General features: G+C 74.0%; 19 protein-coding genes and 1 pseudogene. 11 read left to right on the forward strand and 9 right to left on the reverse strand.

The window, feature by feature from the left end; genetic code table 11:
- Positions 1 to 52: 52 nt before the first annotated feature.
- A complete protein-coding gene (locus RIM90_RS13355; RefSeq protein ID WP_309060889.1) occupies positions 53 to 1,054 on the reverse strand; it encodes a Gfo/Idh/MocA family oxidoreductase in 1,002 nt (333 codons plus the stop codon).
- Positions 1,055 to 1,194: 140 nt separating this feature from the next.
- On the opposite strand from RIM90_RS13355, the gene RIM90_RS13360 reads away from it, so the two are divergent.
- From RIM90_RS13360 to RIM90_RS13370, 3 genes are read left to right on the forward strand one after another with little or no spacing between them, the layout of a single operon-like run.
- Complete coding sequence (locus RIM90_RS13360) at positions 1,195 to 2,559, forward strand: multidrug effflux MFS transporter (protein WP_309060890.1); 1,365 nt, start codon at positions 1,195 to 1,197, stop codon at positions 2,557 to 2,559.
- Positions 2,556 to 3,689, forward strand: coding sequence for a serine hydrolase domain-containing protein (locus tag RIM90_RS13365; protein WP_309060920.1), 1,134 nt, complete (start codon positions 2,556 to 2,558; stop codon positions 3,687 to 3,689). The genes RIM90_RS13360 and RIM90_RS13365 overlap by 4 nt, the downstream gene beginning before the upstream one ends.
- A 12-nt stretch (positions 3,690 to 3,701) precedes the next feature.
- Positions 3,702 to 4,703 carry a small ribosomal subunit Rsm22 family protein gene (locus RIM90_RS13370; protein ID WP_309060891.1) on the forward strand — a complete coding sequence of 334 codons (1,002 nt, stop codon included), beginning with the start codon at positions 3,702 to 3,704 and terminating at the stop codon, positions 4,701 to 4,703.
- 3 nt (positions 4,704 to 4,706) lie between these two features.
- On the opposite strand, the gene RIM90_RS13375 is transcribed toward RIM90_RS13370, so the two are convergent.
- The gene (locus RIM90_RS13375; protein ID WP_375165440.1) at positions 4,707 to 4,988 is read right to left on the reverse strand and encodes a DUF6243 family protein; all 282 of its coding nucleotides are present in this window, start codon (positions 4,986 to 4,988) and stop codon (positions 4,707 to 4,709) included.
- 48 nt (positions 4,989 to 5,036) lie between these two features.
- Here RIM90_RS13375 and RIM90_RS13380 point away from each other — a divergent pair, with 48 nt between their 5' ends.
- Entirely contained in the window at positions 5,037 to 5,663 is a 627-nt protein-coding gene (locus tag RIM90_RS13380; RefSeq protein ID WP_309060892.1) for a TetR/AcrR family transcriptional regulator, read from the forward strand.
- A gap of 21 nt (positions 5,664 to 5,684) precedes the next feature.
- Here RIM90_RS13380 and RIM90_RS13385 read toward each other — a convergent pair whose 3' ends face one another.
- Positions 5,685 to 6,560: a glycerophosphodiester phosphodiesterase gene (locus RIM90_RS13385; RefSeq protein WP_309060893.1), complete on the reverse strand. Its 876-nt coding sequence runs from the start codon at positions 6,558 to 6,560 to the stop codon at positions 5,685 to 5,687.
- Positions 6,561 to 6,804: 244 nt separating this feature from the next.
- Between RIM90_RS13385 and RIM90_RS13390 the strand changes: the two genes are divergently transcribed.
- The gene (locus RIM90_RS13390) at positions 6,805 to 7,539 is read left to right on the forward strand and encodes a bifunctional DNA primase/polymerase (RefSeq protein ID WP_309060894.1); all 735 of its coding nucleotides are present in this window, start codon (positions 6,805 to 6,807) and stop codon (positions 7,537 to 7,539) included.
- A gap of 78 nt (positions 7,540 to 7,617) precedes the next feature.
- Here RIM90_RS13390 and RIM90_RS13395 read toward each other — a convergent pair whose 3' ends face one another.
- Positions 7,618 to 8,607, reverse strand: coding sequence for a hypothetical protein (locus tag RIM90_RS13395; RefSeq protein WP_309060895.1), 990 nt, complete (start codon positions 8,605 to 8,607; stop codon positions 7,618 to 7,620).
- A pseudogene (locus RIM90_RS13400) lies at positions 8,570 to 8,704 on the reverse strand (iron transporter); the annotation flags it as partial. The pseudogene RIM90_RS13400 and the gene RIM90_RS13395, both read right to left, overlap by 38 nt.
- A gap of 215 nt (positions 8,705 to 8,919) precedes the next feature.
- On the opposite strand from RIM90_RS13400, the gene RIM90_RS13405 reads away from it, so the two are divergent.
- Both RIM90_RS13405 and RIM90_RS13410 read left to right on the forward strand, forming a co-directional pair.
- A complete protein-coding gene (locus tag RIM90_RS13405) occupies positions 8,920 to 9,252 on the forward strand; it encodes a hypothetical protein (RefSeq protein WP_309060896.1) in 333 nt (110 codons plus the stop codon).
- Positions 9,245 to 9,889 (forward strand): PhzF family phenazine biosynthesis protein, encoded by a 645-nt coding sequence (locus tag RIM90_RS13410; protein ID WP_309060897.1) that lies wholly within the window; start codon positions 9,245 to 9,247, stop codon positions 9,887 to 9,889. The genes RIM90_RS13405 and RIM90_RS13410 overlap by 8 nt, the downstream gene beginning before the upstream one ends.
- 88 nt (positions 9,890 to 9,977) lie before the next feature.
- On the opposite strand, the gene RIM90_RS13415 is transcribed toward RIM90_RS13410, so the two are convergent.
- Both RIM90_RS13415 and map read right to left on the reverse strand, forming a co-directional pair.
- Positions 9,978 to 10,625 carry a biliverdin-producing heme oxygenase gene (locus RIM90_RS13415; protein ID WP_309060898.1) on the reverse strand — a complete coding sequence of 216 codons (648 nt, stop codon included), beginning with the start codon at positions 10,623 to 10,625 and terminating at the stop codon, positions 9,978 to 9,980.
- A 165-nt stretch (positions 10,626 to 10,790) separates the two neighbouring features.
- Positions 10,791 to 11,648, reverse strand: a complete 858-nt coding sequence (gene map / locus RIM90_RS13420; protein ID WP_309060899.1) for a type I methionyl aminopeptidase — start codon at positions 11,646 to 11,648, stop codon at positions 10,791 to 10,793.
- 60 nt (positions 11,649 to 11,708) lie between these two features.
- On the opposite strand from map, the gene RIM90_RS13425 reads away from it, so the two are divergent.
- Positions 11,709 to 11,939 (forward strand): hypothetical protein, encoded by a 231-nt coding sequence (locus RIM90_RS13425; RefSeq protein WP_309060900.1) that lies wholly within the window; start codon positions 11,709 to 11,711, stop codon positions 11,937 to 11,939.
- An 83-nt stretch (positions 11,940 to 12,022) separates the two neighbouring features.
- Here the strand turns inward: RIM90_RS13425 and RIM90_RS13430 are convergent, their stop codons facing one another.
- Positions 12,023 to 12,625 (reverse strand): hypothetical protein, encoded by a 603-nt coding sequence (locus RIM90_RS13430; protein ID WP_309060901.1) that lies wholly within the window; start codon positions 12,623 to 12,625, stop codon positions 12,023 to 12,025.
- Between the two features lie 140 nt (positions 12,626 to 12,765).
- On the opposite strand from RIM90_RS13430, the gene npdG reads away from it, so the two are divergent.
- Both npdG and RIM90_RS13440 read left to right on the forward strand, forming a co-directional pair.
- On the forward strand, positions 12,766 to 13,491 hold the full coding sequence (npdG, locus tag RIM90_RS13435) for an NADPH-dependent F420 reductase (RefSeq protein WP_309060902.1): 726 nt from the start codon (positions 12,766 to 12,768) through the stop codon (positions 13,489 to 13,491).
- A 4-nt stretch (positions 13,492 to 13,495) separates the two neighbouring features.
- On the forward strand, positions 13,496 to 13,735 hold the full coding sequence (locus RIM90_RS13440; RefSeq protein WP_309060903.1) for a hypothetical protein: 240 nt from the start codon (positions 13,496 to 13,498) through the stop codon (positions 13,733 to 13,735).
- On the opposite strand, the gene RIM90_RS13445 is transcribed toward RIM90_RS13440, so the two are convergent.
- Positions 13,725 to 14,525: a site-2 protease family protein gene (locus tag RIM90_RS13445; protein WP_309060904.1), complete on the reverse strand. Its 801-nt coding sequence runs from the start codon at positions 14,523 to 14,525 to the stop codon at positions 13,725 to 13,727. The genes RIM90_RS13440 and RIM90_RS13445 overlap by 11 nt on opposite strands.
- A gap of 115 nt (positions 14,526 to 14,640) precedes the next feature.
- Here RIM90_RS13445 and RIM90_RS13450 point away from each other — a divergent pair.
- Positions 14,641 to 15,290, forward strand: a 650-nt coding sequence (locus RIM90_RS13450) for a DUF6578 domain-containing protein (protein WP_309060905.1), incomplete at its 3' end; no start/stop codon positions are given.

Here is a 15,290-nt window from a genome sequence, read left to right on the forward strand (position 1 = left end):
GGGGGGGGCGCCGGGGCTCCGGCCGGCCTGAGCCCCGGCACCCGGCGGTCGCTCAGCGGACCTCGCCCGGGTAGCGGACGCCGACGCGGTCCCGGATCGCGTCGAGCGTCCGCATCACGGCGAGGGTGCCGTCGAGCGGGACGAGCGGCGACTCGGTCTCGCCGGCCCGCAGGGCCCGCATCGCCTCCGCGGCCTCGTGCCTGAGGCTGCCCCGGGGGCCGTCCGCCGGGTCGGCCGTGAACTCCTCGGGGTCACGGCCGTCCCGGTGCAGCACGAACCGGTCCGGGAAGAAGAAGCCGTACGGGACGTCGATCCGGCCCTTCGACCCGGTGACCGATGCGGAGGTCGCCGTGCCGCCGACGATGGAGCAGTGCACCGAGGCGAGCGCGCCGTCGTCCCAGGAGAGCAGCGCCCCCGTCTGGAGGTCGACGCCCTCCTCCGAGAGCGTGGCCCGCGCCACGATGTCCGCCGGTTCCCCGAGCAGCAGCTGCGTGAACGACACCGGGTACACCCCGAGGTCCAGCAGCGCGCCCCCGCCCAGCGCCGGGTCCCGCAGCCGGTGCGAGGCCGGGAACGGCCCCGCGAGCCCGAAGTCCGCCTGCACGCTGCGCACTTCGCCGATCGCGCCGTCGTCGACCAGCGCCTTGAGCCGCCGCACCATGGGATTGCAGTACATCCACATCGCCTCCATCAGGAAGCGCCCGTTCTCCCGCGCCAGCGCGACCAGTTCCGCCGCCTCGCGCGCGTTCAGCGTGAACGGCTTCTCGCACAGCACGTTCCGCCCGGCCTCCAGGCACAGCCCGGCCGCCGCGCGGTGCGCCGAGTGCGGCGTGGCGACGTAGACGATGTCGACCTCCTCGTCCCGCGCCAGCGACTCCCAGTCGCCGTACGCCCGCGGTATCCCGAACCGCTCGGCGAACGCCTTCGCCGGCTCCGGCGACCGCGACGCCACCGCCACGACCTCCGCGTCCGGCAGGTCCACCAGATCCGCCGTGAACGTCGCGGCGATACCGCCGGTCGCGAGGATTCCCCAGCGCACGTTCTGCCTCGTCATCCGTCCCACCCCTGCTCGTGTCGTCGGCACCTCGGCCGCGGACGTCGATGGAAGCGCTCCCATGACATCGCCGTTGACGCCGAGCACTCCGTACGAGCTGAGAGCATAGGGAGCCGATGACCTAGAAAGGGAGGGGCCACATGCCCGAGGGCGGGCCGTCCATATCGAATCCGACCACGAACCCGACGTCGAAAACCGACTCAACGGCACATTCGCCGACGAACCAGGCGCCGCATCCGACGGCGAACCCGACGGCGGGCGCCGCGTCGGCGCTCCGCGCGACCGCCCGCCGCACCAGCCTGCTGGTCACGTTCCTCCTGGGCGGCCTGACCGCCACGCCCCCGCTGGCGATGGACATGTACCTCCCCGCCCTTCCGGAGGTCACCCGGTCCCTGCACGCGCCCGCCGCCACCGTCCAGCTCACGCTCACCGCCTGCCTGGCCGGCATGGCGTTCGGGCAGCTGGTGGTCGGCCCGATGAGCGACCGGTGGGGGCGCCGCCGCCCGCTGCTCATCGGCCTCGCGGTCTACGTCGTCGCCACCGCGCTGTGCGCGTTCGCGCCGACCGTCGAACTCCTCGTCGCCTTCCGGCTGGCGCAGGGACTCGCGGGCGCGGCCGGCATCGTCATCGCGCGGGCGGTGGTCCGTGACCTGTACGACGGCGTGGCCATGGCCCGCTTCTTCTCGACCCTCATGCTGATCTCCGGCGTCGCGCCGATCGTGGCGCCGCTCATCGGCGGGCAGGTCCTGCGGGTGACGGACTGGCGGGGCGTGTTCGTCGTCCTCACCGCCGTCGGGGTGCTGCTGGCGGCCCTGGTCTGGGCGAAGCTGCCGGAGACGCTGGCCCCCGCCGACCGCCACGGCGGCGGTGTCGGCGCGGCCCTCGGCTCGATGCGCCGGCTGCTCGCCGACCGGTCCTTCACCGGCTACACGCTCACCGGCTCCTTCGCCTTCGCCTCCCTCTTCGCCTACGTCGCGGCCTCCCCGTTCGTCATCCAGGAGATCTACGGCGCCTCCCCGCAGACCTTCAGCCTGCTGTTCGGGCTCAACTCGATCGGGCTGGTGATCATGGGGCAGATCAACGGCAAGGTGCTGGTCGGCCGGGTCCGGCTGGACCGGGTGCTCGGTCTCGGGCTCGCCGTCGTGGTCGTCGCCTCGGTCGCGCTGCTGCTGATGTCGCTGGGCGTGTTCGGCGAGGTCGGGCTGGCGCCCGTGGCCGCCGCGCTGTTCGTGCTGATGTCCGCGATGGGCATCACCCTGCCCAACACCCAGACCCTCGCCCTGATGCGCACCAGGCAGGCCGCCGGTGCCGCGTCGGCCCTGCTCGGCACGTCGTCCTTCCTCGTCGGCGCGATCGCCTCCCCGCTGGTCGGGGTCGCCGGGGAGGACACCGCCGTCCCGATGGCCGTCGTCCAGCTGGCCTCCGCCCTGGTGGCACTGGCCTGCTTCGTGGGAATGTGCCGTCCCTGGAACGGACGGACGAGCGCGGAGGGTGAGGGCTTCTGAGCGCGCCGAGACTGCGCCACGGCACCCCGGAACGGGCCGGACTCGACCCCGGGGAACTGCGCCGGCTGGTCCGGGAGGTCCACGCCCGCACCGCCGGCGAGCGCCCCTGGGCGGCCGGCGCCGTCGTGGTCGCCGGCCGCGGCCCGGTGCTCGCCGTGCAGGAGGCGGCGGGCTGGGCCGTGCGGTACGCGGCGTACGACGAGGAGACGGACACCGCGGTGGAACTGCCGCCGGCCGACCGCGTGCCGATGACCGTGGACACCCCCTTCGACCTGGCGTCCCTCACCAAGCTGTTCACCTCGGTGGCCGCCGTGCAGCAGATCGAGCGGGGCACGCTCGGCATCGACGCGCGCGTGGGCGCGTACCTGCCGGACTTCACGGCGGCGGCGCGGCACGGCGTCACCGTCCGGCAGCTGCTCACCCACACCTCCGGGCTGCGCCCCGAACTCCCGCTGTACGACTGCGCCGACGACGCGGAGCGCCTGGCGCTGCTCCGTGCCGAGCCGCCCGTCGGCGTACCCGGCACGTACTGCTACTCCGACCTCAACATGCTGCTGCTCCAGCACGTCCTGGAACGCGTCACCGGCCGCACGCTCGACACGCTGGTCCGGGACGGCATCACCCGCCCGCTCGGCATGACGGCGACCGACTTCGGACCGTGCCCGGACGCGGCGGCCACCGAGGACCAGCGGCGGCCGTGGGCCAAGGCGGACCGGGGGATGCTGCGGGGCGAGGTGCACGACGAGAACGCCTGGGCGCTGGGCGGGGTCGCGGGCCACGCCGGCCTGTTCTCCACGGGACGGGACCTGGCGGTGTTCTGCCGCACCCTGCTGGCGGGCGGTTCGTACGGCCCCGCCCGCATCCTCGGCCCCGACTTCGTGGACCTGCTGCTCACCCCGCCCGGACTGGGCTTCGCCCTGGACCAGCCCCGGTTCATGGGCGAACTGGCGGGGCGCGGAGCGGCGGGGCACACCGGTTTCACGGGGACGTCGCTGGTCCTGGACCGGGCCACGGACACCTACCTGGTCCTCCTCGCCAACACCGTCCACCCCCGCCGCCGCCCGGCCCCGGACCACACGCCCCGCGCGGACGCGGGGACACGGATGGCCCGGGCGGTGCGGGGGATCTGAGAAAATCGCGAGGTGAACGCCCCCGCCGCCTCCCTCACCCCCGCCGAGACCCTGCGCAGCGCCCTCGCCGGGCTGCTCGACGGACTTCCGCCGCGGCAGGCCGCGCAGGCCGTCGAGCGGCTGATCACCACCTACCGGGGCGCCACCCCGACCGGGGCGCCCATCCTGCGGGACCGCGCCGACGTGGCCGCGTACGCCGCGTACCGCATGCCCGCGACGTTCGAGGCGGTGCGCTCGGCGCTGGAGGCGTTCGCGGACGCGGTGCCCGGGTGGGTGCCCGGCGACCACGTGGACGTGGGCGGCGGCACCGGCGCGGCGGCCTGGGCGGTGAGCGCGACCTGGGACGGGAAGCGGCCGGTGACGGTCCTGGACTGGGCCGAGCCCGCGCTTGCCCTCGGCCGGGAGATCGCCGCCGCCCGCCCCGCCCTGAAGGACGCCCGCTGGCAGCGCTCCCGCATCGGAGCGGAGCTCACCCTCGGGAGCACGGACCTCGTCACCGTCTCCTACGTCCTCAACGAGCTGACCGCCCCCGACCGCGCCGCCCTCGTCGACGCCGCCGCCGGGGCCGCGCAGTCCGTCGTGATCGTCGAACCCGGCACCCCCGACGGCTACGCCCGCGTCATCGAGGCCCGCGACCGCCTGGTCCTCGCCGGCTTCCGGGTCGCCGCCCCCTGCCCGCACAGCGCCGCCTGCCCCATCGTCCCGGGCACGGACTGGTGCCACTTCTCGGCCCGGGTCAGCCGTTCCTCGCTGCACCGCCAGGTCAAGGGCGGCTCCCTCGCCTACGAGGACGAGAAGTTCAGCTACGTCGCCGCCACCCGCCTCCCGGTGAGCCCCGCCCCCGCCCGCGTCGTCCGCAAGCCGCAGATCCGCAAGGGCCAGGTCCTCCTCGACCTGTGCGAGACGGACCCGTCCCTGCGCCGGGCCACCGTCACCAAACGCCACGGCGACCTGTACCGGGCGGCCCGGGACACCGACTGGGGCGACGCCTGGCCGCCCCCGGCCGGTCGCTAGCCGTCACCGGCCGAGCGGGGTCTCCCGCCCGTCCCCTCCCGCGTCCTGTCGCTCCTGTTGCCCCCGCTGCTTCTCCTGCAGCCTGCGCAGCAGCTCCCGCTTCCGGATCCGGGGGTCGTCGCCGCCTCCGACGCGGCCGGCGCGTCCGCCGCCGCGCAGGGCCGTGCGGCCGAGGTGCTGTCGGGTGCCGCCGACGCCCAGCATGTTTCCGGCTCCGCCTCGTGCCACGGTGTCCTCCTTGTGCGCGTAGATGACGAGACGTATCGTCTCGTGTTCGACGCTCACCACTGTCCGGCGAGACGCGCCGTCTTGTCAACCTGATAAATTCGGCCCATGGCCCACAAGCAGTCCGCCCCCGACGCCACCCGCCGCAGCGAACGCTCCCGGCGGGCCATCTACGACGCCGCCCTCGCCCTGGTCGCGGAGGTCGGCTACCCGAAGACCACGATCGAGGGCATCGCCGCCCGCGCCGGTGTCGGCAAGCAGACGATCTACCGGTGGTGGTCGTCGAAGGCCGACGTCGTCCTGGAGGCGTTCCTCGACCTGAGCGAGCAGGCCGCCGAGGCCGCCCGGGCCGCCGGGCAGGAGTCGTACGCCATCCCGGACACCGGCGACCTCGCCGCCGACCTCAAGTCCGTCCTGCGCGCCACGGTCGACGAGCTGCGCGACCCGGCCTTCGAGGCGCCGTCGCGCGCGCTGGCCGCCGAGGGCGTCGTCAACGAGGAGCTCGGCCGCAGGTTCGTGGCCAAGCTGCTGGAACCCCAGCTCCAGCTGTACGCCGACCGGCTGCGCTCCGCGCAGGAGGCGGGTGACGTCCGCCCCGACGTCGACCCGCGCATCGCCCTGGAGCTCTTCGTCTCCCCGCTCGCCCAGCGCTGGCTCCAGTACACGGGCCCGATCTCCTACGAGTACACCGACACCCTCGTCGACTACGCCCTGAGCGGCCTGACGCCCCGCTGACCGCACCCTTCGCGGGACGCCTCACCGCCCCAGCGCGCGGCTCACCGTCCCGATCGCGCGCACCGGGTGCCGGGCCAGCCGCCCCGGGGCGTCCGTGATGATCCCGTTGCAGCCGAGGGCCAGTGCCCGGTCCCGCTGGCCGGGGGTGACGACCGTGTGGGCCCACACCCGGGGGATGCCGGAGCGCACCGCGCGCAGCAGGTCCACGTCCCGGGCCCTGACGTCGACGTCGAGCACGTCGACGAAGGAGCGCCAGCGCTCGGGCCGGTCCGTGCGCAGCTGGCGGGCCGAACGCCACAGCTGCGACAGCAGGCCCAGGCGGTGGACACGGCGGGCGACCCCGGGGTCGTTGGTGTTCACGAGGACCGAACGGGTCAGACCGCGGGCGCGGATCAGCGCGGCCAGCCGGTCCAGGCCGCGCGGGTCCTTCGCCTCCAGCATCAGCACGATCCGCCCGCCGAAACGGTCCAGCACCTCGGCGACCGTCGGCGGCCGCTCCGAGCGCCAGCTCCCCGGCAGCGAGGCGCGCGGCCGCAGCCGGACGCCCCGCCACTCCCGGGCGTCCAGGGCGCTCACCTCACCGCCCAGATAGGTGGTGCGGTTCAGGGTCGCGTCGTGGAGGACGACCGGCGTGCCGTCGCGCAGCAGCCGGGTGTCGAAGTCCAGCACCTGCGCCGTCCCGCGCCGGTACGCCGCCATCAGCCCCGACATGCTGTTCTCGGGGACCTCGCGGGCCCCGCCGCGGTGGGCGACGTAGGTGACGCGGGGCAGCGAGTCCACCGTCAGCGGGCCGCCGCCCCATTCCAGCGGGGCCGCCGGGCCGCCGCCGTGACCCGCGAGGGTCAGCGAGACCGCGGAAGCCGCGGCCAGGCCCGTCAGCGCGATCCATGTGACCATGGCGACCACGGTAGGCACGCACGTCCCGGCACGGCGTGCAAGGACACCCGGTCCGCCGCGCCGCGTCCCGGGGCCGGACGCCACCCGGCCCCCGCGTGCGTACCCTTCGCCCTGTGAGGTACCCCTCGTCCTGTCCGGGCGTTCTCGTCCCACCTGCGCCGATTGTGGGCTCCGGCCCCCCGATGCGCACGATCGTGGGACCATAGGGCATGCTGTTCCGCACGACGGCGAGGCGAGGGGATAGATGAGCGCGGAGTTCGGCGGCCGAACCGGCCGGCAGGGCAAACTCTCCCAGTGGCTGCGAAAACGCCGCCCGAAGCAGGCCGCCGACGAAGGCGGCCGTGAGGCCCTGCTGCTCGCCGCCGCCGACGCGGGACTGCCGTTGGCGCCCGCCGCCCACCCCGCCGGATACCGGTGCTCCTGCGACCGGGTCGGCTGTCCCACCCCCGCCCGGCACCCCGTGTCGTTCGCCTGGCAGACCCAGTCCACCACCGACCGCGCCCAGATCGAGCGCTGGGCCCGGCACCAGCCGCAGGCGAACTTCATCACCGCGACCGGCATGGTGCACGACGTCCTCGACGTGCCCCTGGACGCCGGCCGCGAGGCGCTCGGGCGGCTGCTCGACGCCGGGATCGAGGTCGGCCCCGTCGCCGAGAGCGACGACGGCCGGATGCTGTTCTTCACCCTCACCCGCGGCACCCCCGAGGACGAGGACGAGTGGTGGCCGTGCGAGCTGGACTGCCACCCGGAGACCATGGACGAGCATCCCGGCCTGCGCTGGCACTGCCGCGGCTCCTACGTCCTCGTACCGCCGGCCCGCCTGCCCGGTGACGACGACCAGTCGGTGCACTGGGTCCGCGGCCCGGAGCATCCGCTGCCGGACCCGCTGAGCCTGCTGGAGGTCCTCACCGACTCCTGCGCCCGCCACGCCGGCGAGCAGTCCGACCACGCGGGCACGGCCTGGCCGCTGCGCCGCTGAGCCCACGGCACCGCGCACCCGTGCCGTCGACGGCGCCGGCGCCCCGCGTCCGTCCGTACGCGCTGTCCGCCGGTACGGCTACTCGCCCTTCGCGGCCGTCAGCCCCTGGATCCGTCCCAGGATCTCCACGCCGCCCTCGACCGGGTCCAGGGCGACCTCGTTGGAGACGAACTCCATCGTCAGGGCCTGCTGGATCTCGCCGGTCGTCAGCGCCAGCACGTTCTTGTTCGGCGTCGGCACCGACGCCCCGGCCGCGGCGGTCTGCTTCTCGAAGTGACGCGTGGTGAAGAACACCAGCGCCCCGCCGTCCTTCGTGCGCAGTGCCAGCGGCGCGTAGTCGCCGTTCGTCATCGGCTCGTCGATGTACTGCGTGGCCAGTCCCGGCCGCGTCGACCTCTTCTCGCGCAGTGTCCGCCACGCGCTGGTGTGCGGCCCCTCGGCGAACGCGTCCCCGCCGTCCTTCAGGTACGTCGTGTACTCCTCGCTCAGCTCACCCGGCGGTACGGCCAGGTCGCCGGCGTTCGCGGGAACGGCCTCGGCCCAGCCGTCCTTGTCCGTCTTGAACTCCGGTACGTCGTCCGGGGCGACCAGCGTCAGATACGCCGCTTCCCAGGTCTCGTCCAGGCCGTCACGGGTGAACACCAGCAGCCAGCGCACGCTGCCGCCCTTGTTGCCGGCCGCGTCGGCGAGGAACCACCGCGGCCAGCCGGCCTTCTTGGGGATGGTGAACTTCGCGTCCGTCAGCTTCAGCGGCACGTGCCCGGGGTTGCCCTCCGGGTTGTTGGCCCGCCCGGCCTTCAGCCGCGCCGCGTCGATGTCGGCGAGCGCGCCGGTGGTGCGGTCGGCGTCCAGGGAACTGTCGTACGCCTTGTCCGCCGCGTTGTACGCGGCCGTGAACTCCCGGAGCGCCTCGGCGGCTTCGGCGCGGGTGGTGGCCGGGAGCACCTCCCGCTCGCCGTGCACCACCACGCATCCGCTCGCCGTCAGCGACAAAGCGGTCACCGAGGCCGCCATCAGCGCGCTCCGGCCAGGCCTGCGGAGCCTTCGAAGGCCGAGATCCCTGCTCATCCGGTTCCTTCACCTTCCCCTTCCCGGAGGGGAACCCTACCGGGGCGCGCAGCAGTTCGAGCGCCGGGACCGGATACCGCGGCCACACCGTGACGCGACGCGACGGGCGCGCCCGGCCGACGGACGGCCGTGGCGGTCGAGGGCGGTCGGGAGCGCCCGGGAACGACCGGAGGGGCGCCGGGGGAACGACCGGGGACGGCCGTGTCGGGCCGGCCCGGCCCCGCTGCCGCCCCGCGGTCCACGGCCCCGTGCTCGTCCCTCAACTGGCCGCAGGGGTGAGCCCATGGGCTGGAGGAGACGCCCGGCGGCCCGGTGCACGACGGACGCCGGCACCTGTCCCCGCGGTCCGCCTTCGCCCCGGGCATCCGGACCGAGGACCTCGTGCGCGACCGGCCGACCGGCGACGAGGAGTGGCGGCGCACCGCCGACGAGGTGACCGAGGCGTACCGGCGGGGGGCGGAACGCCCGCCGCACCCGGTGGACGAGCGCGGACGGACGGCCCTGGAGCGCCGGTACGCCGACACGGTGCCCTCCCCGCCGCACGACGGCGCCCCCACCCCCACCTCCGCCCGGCCCCTGGCCTGCGGCCCCGCGGCCTGGGACGACCTCGCCGCCCGCGCGGTGCTTGAATGCCCCCGTGACTGACTACGACGTGCTGCGCGTCTTCTGCGGCCCCCGCGGCGGGTACGGCAACGAACTCGGTGTCGTCCGCGACGGCTCCGTGCTGCCCGAACGGAGCGAGCGGCAGGAGTTCGCCGCGAAGCTCGGCTTCAGCGAGACCGTGTTCGTCGACGACCCCGAGCGCGGGGTGATCGACATCTACACCCCCACCCTGCGCCTGCCCTTCGCCGGCCACCCCTGCGTCGGCACGGCCTGGCTGCTCGACGTCCCCGAACTCGTCGTCCCCGCCGGAGTGGCGGGCGCCCGGCAGGACGGGGAGTTCTGCTGGATCGAGGCGCGGGCGGAGTGGGTGCCGCCGCGCACCCTGCGCCAGTACGCCACCGCCGCCGAGGTGGACGACCTGCCCGTGCCGCCGAAGGGGGAGTGGATCTACGCGTGGGCCTGGCTGGACGAGCCGGCCGGCCGGATCCGCGCCCGCGCCTTTCCCGGCCGCGACGACGGCATCGACGAGGACGAGGCGACGGGCGCCGCGGCCCTGCTCCTCACCGACCGACTGGGACGCGCCCTGAACATCACCCAGGGCACGGGCTCCCAGATCCTGACGGCACCGCAGCCGCAGGGGTGGACGGAGATCGGCGGACGGGTGTACCTGGAGCGCTGAGCGCCGTCCGGGACGAGGGGGCCGGTGCGGCTTTGGATCCGTACCGGTTCCGGAGCCGGACCGTCGAGCCGCGCGGCTTCGGCAGGGGCTACGCCGACAGCGGGAACTCCTCGCCCAGGGCCCGGAAGACGTCCGTGTTCAGGGCGAACGCCCGCTTGCACTCGGCCACGATCCGCTGCTTCTCCAGGTCGTCCACCGGGACCGCGTCCAGCAGTTCCCGGTAGCCGCGCTTGAAGGCGGCCGGGTTGGGGATCTCCTCGAAGACGTAGAAGCGGACCCCGTCGCCCTTCTTCGTGAAGCCCCAGGTCTTCTCCGCCTTGTCGCGGATGATCTGCCCGCCGGACAGGTCGCCCAGGTAGCGGGTGTAGTGGTGGGCGACGTAGCCGGCCGGCCAGTCCCGCGCGCACGCGGCGATCCGGTCGGCGTACGTCCGCGTGGCGGGCAGTGCGGTCAGGGCCGAGCGCCAGCCGGGGCCGCGCAGGTGGGCCAGGTCCCGCTCCAGCGAGGCCAGCCGGAACAGCTCCGGCCGGACGAACGGGCCCGCCACCGGATCCGACGCCAGCGACTGCGCGCCGGACTCCAGCGCCTCGTACACGAACCACAGCTGCTCGGTGTAGCGCGCGTACGCGTCCACCCCCAGCCGGCCGCCCAGCAGGTCGCTCATGAACGTCGAGGTCTCCGCTTCCACGTGCTGCTCGTGGGAGGCGGTGCGGATGAGGGCCGAGAAGGAGTCCATGGATCCAGATCTTCTGTGGTTAGGTTTACCTAAGTCAATGCCTTGCCGACAGGTTGTCGGAAACTTCCCCCCGCTGGTCCCGGCGCAAACAACGCACGCGACGCACGCGACGCAAACAAAAGGCCCGCCCCCTCCGGGAGGGGGCGGGCCACAGGGCGGAAGAGGCTACGGCAGGGTGAGGATGTCCGCGCCCGTGTCCGTCACGACCAGCGTGTGCTCGAACTGGGCCGTGCGCTTGCGGTCCTTCGTCACGACCGTCCAGCCGTCGTCCCACATGTCGTACTCGTGCGTCCCGAGCGTCAGCATCGGCTCGATGGTGAACGTCATCCCCGGCCGCATGACCGTCGTCGCGTGCGGGCTGTCGTAGTGCGGGATGATCAGACCCGAGTGGAACGCGCTGTTGATGCCGTGCCCGGTGAAGTCCCGCACCACGCCGTAGCCGAAGCGCTTGGCGTAGGACTCGATGACCCGGCCGATGACGTTGATCTGCCGGCCCGGACGGACCGCCTTGATCGCCCGGTTCAGCGCCTCGCGGGTGCGCTCCACCAGCAGCCGGCTCTCCTCGTCCACGTCGCCCACCAGGTACGTGGCGTTGTTGTCGCCGTGCACCCCGCCGATGTACGCCGTCACGTCCAGGTTGACGATGTCGCCGTCGCGCAGCACCGTCGAGTCCGGGATGCCGTGGCAGATCACCTCGTTGACCGAGGTGCACAGCGACTTGGGGAAACCGCGGTAGCCGAGCGTCGAGGGGTAGGCGCCGTGGTCGCACATGAACTCGTGCGCCACCCGGTCCAGCTCGTCGGTGGTCACACCGGGAGCGATGAGCTTCGCGGCCTCCGCCATCGCCTGCGCCGCGATCCGCCCGGCGGTCCGCATCGCCTCGATCGTCTCGGGCGTCTGCACCTCCGGCCCGGTGTACGGCGTCGGGGCGGGCTTGCCCACATACTCGGGACGGCGGATGTTTCCGGGCACGGAACGGGTGGGAGACAGCTCCCCTGGGACGAGCAGCGACTGGCCAGACATGCCGGCGAGTCTAATTCAGCGGCGATGGGGGACCATCTTCCGTGGCGAGAGGAGCCGGTCATGCCCCTGTTCAAGAAACGGACGGTCGGAAAGCCGGGCGAGTGGTACTACTGCCTGGAGCACAAGAAGGTCGAGGAGGGCCCGGACTGCCCCGGCAAGGACCGCTTCGGCCCGTACGCGAGCCGCACCGAGGCCGAACGCGCCATGGAGACGGCCCGCGAGCGCAACCTCCAGTGGGAGAACGACCCCAAGTGGCACGACGCCCCCGCGGGCGGGCGGGACGAGGACTGACCTCGCGCGGGGCGGGTGGCCGGGGCGGCCGATCCCGCCCCGTCCTGTCCCGGGTGCGGGCACGACCGGGCCGGGACGGCGGCTCACCAGCGCGTCGGCGGGGGTGCCGTCAGCAGGTCGGCCAGCCGCGACAGGCGGTCCCGGAAGCGGCGGGGCCCCCTGCGGGCCGGCAGGGCGTTCTCGCCGGCCGCCGCGCTCACCAGGTGCTGCACGGTGTCCAGGTCCAGCTCGCAGCCGTCGGGGACGGGCAGCGCCTCGTGGGCCATCGCCGGGAGCTCGCCGTCGACGGGACCGAGGGACAGCAGCGTCGCCCCGGCCCGGCGGGCGTCGGAGACCCGCTCGAGCAGCGGGGCGGCCGGCTCCCCGGGCGCCACCACCAGCAGGGTCTCGCCCCGCCGCGCCGCCTCCAGCCGCCCCAGGCCCACCGCCAGGTGGGCCGGGTCCGAGGGGCGCGCGTCGTGCCGTACCAGCGTCGGGGCCAGCTCCGGCGTGCCCGACCAGGCGGCCTCGTCCACCAGGTGCGCCGCCAGGTGCCACGGCTCGTACTCCCGCGTGCCCACCAGCAGCAGCCCGCCGCCGTGCGACACCACCGACCCGCGCAGTGTCCCCGCGAAGTGCCGGGTGGCGCCCAGCCACTCCGTCCCGGCGAGCACTTCCCGCAGCAGTGCGACCCGTACCGCGTCCATGGGGCCGCATCCTGCCCCAACCGTGCCCCCGCGGACCGGTGTTCGCCCCGGATTCGCCCGTCCCGGGGATGCCGGGGGCGGTTCCGTGACGGGGCTCACGCCGGCCGGGAACGGTGCCGCGGCGGACGTAGAGTCGGGCCATGACCTCCACCGACAGTGCACAGCAGCCCGAGAAGACCCCCGCGAAGGCCCCCGCCAAGGACCCCTGGGACCTGCCCGACGTCTCCGGGCTCGTCGTCGGCGTGCTCGGCGGCACCGGGCCGCAGGGCAAGGGGCTCGCCCACCGGCTCGCCAAGGCCGGCCAGAAGGTGATCATCGGCTCCCGCGCGGCCGAGCGCGCCCGCGCCGCCGCCGAGGAACTCGGGTACGGCATCGAGGGCGCCGACAACGCCGAGACCGCCCGCCGCAGCGACATCGTGATCGTCGCCGTGCCCTGGGAGGGCCACGCCGCGACGCTGGAATCCCTGCGCGAGGAACTGGCCGGCAAGCTCGTCGTCGACTGCGTCAACCCGCTCGGCTTCGACAAGAAGGGCGCCTACGCGCTCAAGCCCGAGGAGGGCAGCGCCGCCGAGCAGGCCGCGGCCCTGCTGCCGGACTCCCGGGTCACCGCCGCCTTCCACCACCTGTCGGCCGTGCTGCTCCAGGACCCGGAGATCGACGAGATCGACACCGACGTGATGGTGCTCGGCGAGGTCCGCGCCGACGTGGAGATCGTCCAGGCGCTGGCCGGGCGCATCCCCGGCATGCGCGGCATCTTCGCCGGGCGGCTGCGGAACGCCCACCAGGTGGAGTCGCTGGTCGCCAACCTGATCTCGGTCAACCGCCGGTACAAGGCGCACGCCGGGCTCCGGGTCACGGACGTATGAGGCGATGGGGGACACTGGACGCCGTAGCAGTGTCCCCCGACAGGAGCCAGCACCCATGCCCCGCCTCGCCCTCTACGCCCTCGTCGTCTGCCTCCTCGCCGTCGCCGCGGCCGTCGTCTCCTTCGTGCGCGGCGGTGTGTTCGTCGGCATCGTGTGGGTGCTGCTGGCGGGCCTGTCGTCCAACATGACCTGGTACTACCTCAAGCGCGGCCGGGCGGCGCGGGACGGCTCCGTCACGGGCTGACCGAGCAGATCCCGTTCGTGTCCCGCCAGAAGCGGAACAGTTCGTAGCCGCAGTACGTGTCGAACTCGTGGATGCCCAGGGTGTCCAGCAGCGAGTCGACCACGCCGAAGAACGCGCCGTTCACCGCCGGCAGCCACAGCAGCGCGAAGACGAACAGCAGGCCGAACGGTGCGAACGGCTCCACCTGCCGGCGGACGCCGTGCGACAGCCAGGGCTCGATCACGCCGTAGCCGTCCAGCCCCGGCACCGGCAGGAAGTTCAGGATCGCCGCCGTGACCTGCAGCAGAGCCAGGAACGCCAGCGCGAACCGGAAGTCGGCCGGCACGCCGTCCAGCGCGTCCAGCCAGAACGGCGCCGTGCACACGACGGCGAACAGGACGTTCGTCAGCGGTCCGGCCGCCGAGATCAGACTGTGCCGCCACCGCCCCCGGATCCGGCCGCGCTCGATGAAGACGGCACCGCCGGGCAGACCGATCCCACCCATGATCACGAACAGCACCGGGAGCACGATGCTCAGCAGGGCGTGCGTGTACTTCATCGGGTTCAGCGTGAGGTAGCCCTTCGCGCCGACCGAGATGTCGCCGCTGTGCAGCGCGGTGCGCGCGTGCGCGTACTCGTGCAGGCACAGGGAGACGATCCAGGCGGCCGTCACGAACAGGAACACGGCCACGCCGGGCTGCGCCGCGAACCCGGTCCAGGTGGCCCAGCCGGTGACCGCGGTGACGGCCAGGATCCCGAGGAAGACGGGACTGATCCGGCGGTCGCCGGGACGGATGGCGGCGGTGGTCAATGGGGCTCCCAGGACTGTCGGACGCACGGTGGCACGCGGGCGGACCGCCCGACGGTACCGGGCGCACCGGGAAAACGTCTCGCGCCGGTCGGCGGTTCCTAGCAGGGTGGGGGCCGTGGGGCTCTGGCACGTGTTCTCCGAGGACTGGCAGACGGAGTGCTGCGGCGAGCCGTTCGCGGTGGGCGACGAAGTGAGCCGGCCGCTGCTCCTCGCCGGCCCCGGCGACGTCCTCGGCGGTGGCTGGCACGACCGGCTCACCAAGATCACCGGCCTGGTGGAGGACGTGCCGGACGGTGAGGGCGCGGTGCGGGTGGTGCGGGAGGAGAGCGGGCTCACGGTGGCCCTGCACGACGGGTCCGCCGGCGGGGAGGAGCCGGGGGAGCGGGACGGTGTCCGCGCGGGGGACCGGATCCGTCTCGTCGGCCTGCTCTCGGTCGAGCGGCACGGCGGCGAGTGGCCCGAGGCGCGGGGGCGGGTGCGGGCGGTGCAGCTGCTGACCCGGGGCTTCGTGGCGACCGCGCCCGGCTCGCGCACCTTCGAGCCGGTGCCCGGCGAGCGGTCGCTGCGGTCGGTGGAAGGCTGCCCGGAGTGGTTCGCCGACCGGGACACCGGGCCGGGACCCGACGGCCGGGCCCGGCGGCGGGTGGAGTCGGCCGTCGTGGTCACCCTGGACGTACCGGGCACCGACTCCTGGCTCTCGTACGCCGTCCGCGAGGCCCGCGGCATCCCCCACCGCGACGCCGGACCCGGCGCGGAGACCGCGGA

Source organism: Streptomyces sp. (assembly GCF_031181555.1).
GTDB classification, from domain to species: domain Bacteria; phylum Actinomycetota; class Actinomycetes; order Streptomycetales; family Streptomycetaceae; genus Streptomyces; species Streptomyces fimbriatus.

What these genes read in the sequence shown, in the direction of transcription:
- RIM90_RS13355 (WP_309060889.1), bottom strand. Translation starts at nt 1,054, where the DNA reads ATGACGAGGCAGAACGTGCGCTGGGGAATCCTCGCGACCGGCGGTATC.
- RIM90_RS13360 (WP_309060890.1), top strand. Translation starts at nt 1,195, where the DNA reads ATGCCCGAGGGCGGGCCGTCCATATCGAATCCGACCACGAACCCGACG.
- RIM90_RS13380 (WP_309060892.1), top strand. Translation starts at nt 5,037, where the DNA reads ATGGCCCACAAGCAGTCCGCCCCCGACGCCACCCGCCGCAGCGAACGC.
- RIM90_RS13385 (WP_309060893.1), bottom strand. Translation starts at nt 6,560, where the DNA reads ATGGTCACATGGATCGCGCTGACGGGCCTGGCCGCGGCTTCCGCGGTC.
- RIM90_RS13390 (WP_309060894.1), top strand. Translation starts at nt 6,805, where the DNA reads ATGAGCGCGGAGTTCGGCGGCCGAACCGGCCGGCAGGGCAAACTCTCC.
- RIM90_RS13395 (WP_309060895.1), bottom strand. Translation starts at nt 8,607, where the DNA reads ATGAGCAGGGATCTCGGCCTTCGAAGGCTCCGCAGGCCTGGCCGGAGC.
- RIM90_RS13415 (WP_309060898.1), bottom strand. Translation starts at nt 10,625, where the DNA reads ATGGACTCCTTCTCGGCCCTCATCCGCACCGCCTCCCACGAGCAGCAC.
- map (WP_309060899.1), bottom strand. Translation starts at nt 11,648, where the DNA reads ATGTCTGGCCAGTCGCTGCTCGTCCCAGGGGAGCTGTCTCCCACCCGT.
- RIM90_RS13425 (WP_309060900.1), top strand. Translation starts at nt 11,709, where the DNA reads ATGCCCCTGTTCAAGAAACGGACGGTCGGAAAGCCGGGCGAGTGGTAC.
- RIM90_RS13430 (WP_309060901.1), bottom strand. Translation starts at nt 12,625, where the DNA reads ATGGACGCGGTACGGGTCGCACTGCTGCGGGAAGTGCTCGCCGGGACG.
- npdG (WP_309060902.1), top strand. Translation starts at nt 12,766, where the DNA reads ATGACCTCCACCGACAGTGCACAGCAGCCCGAGAAGACCCCCGCGAAG.
- RIM90_RS13440 (WP_309060903.1), top strand. Translation starts at nt 13,496, where the DNA reads ATGGGGGACACTGGACGCCGTAGCAGTGTCCCCCGACAGGAGCCAGCA.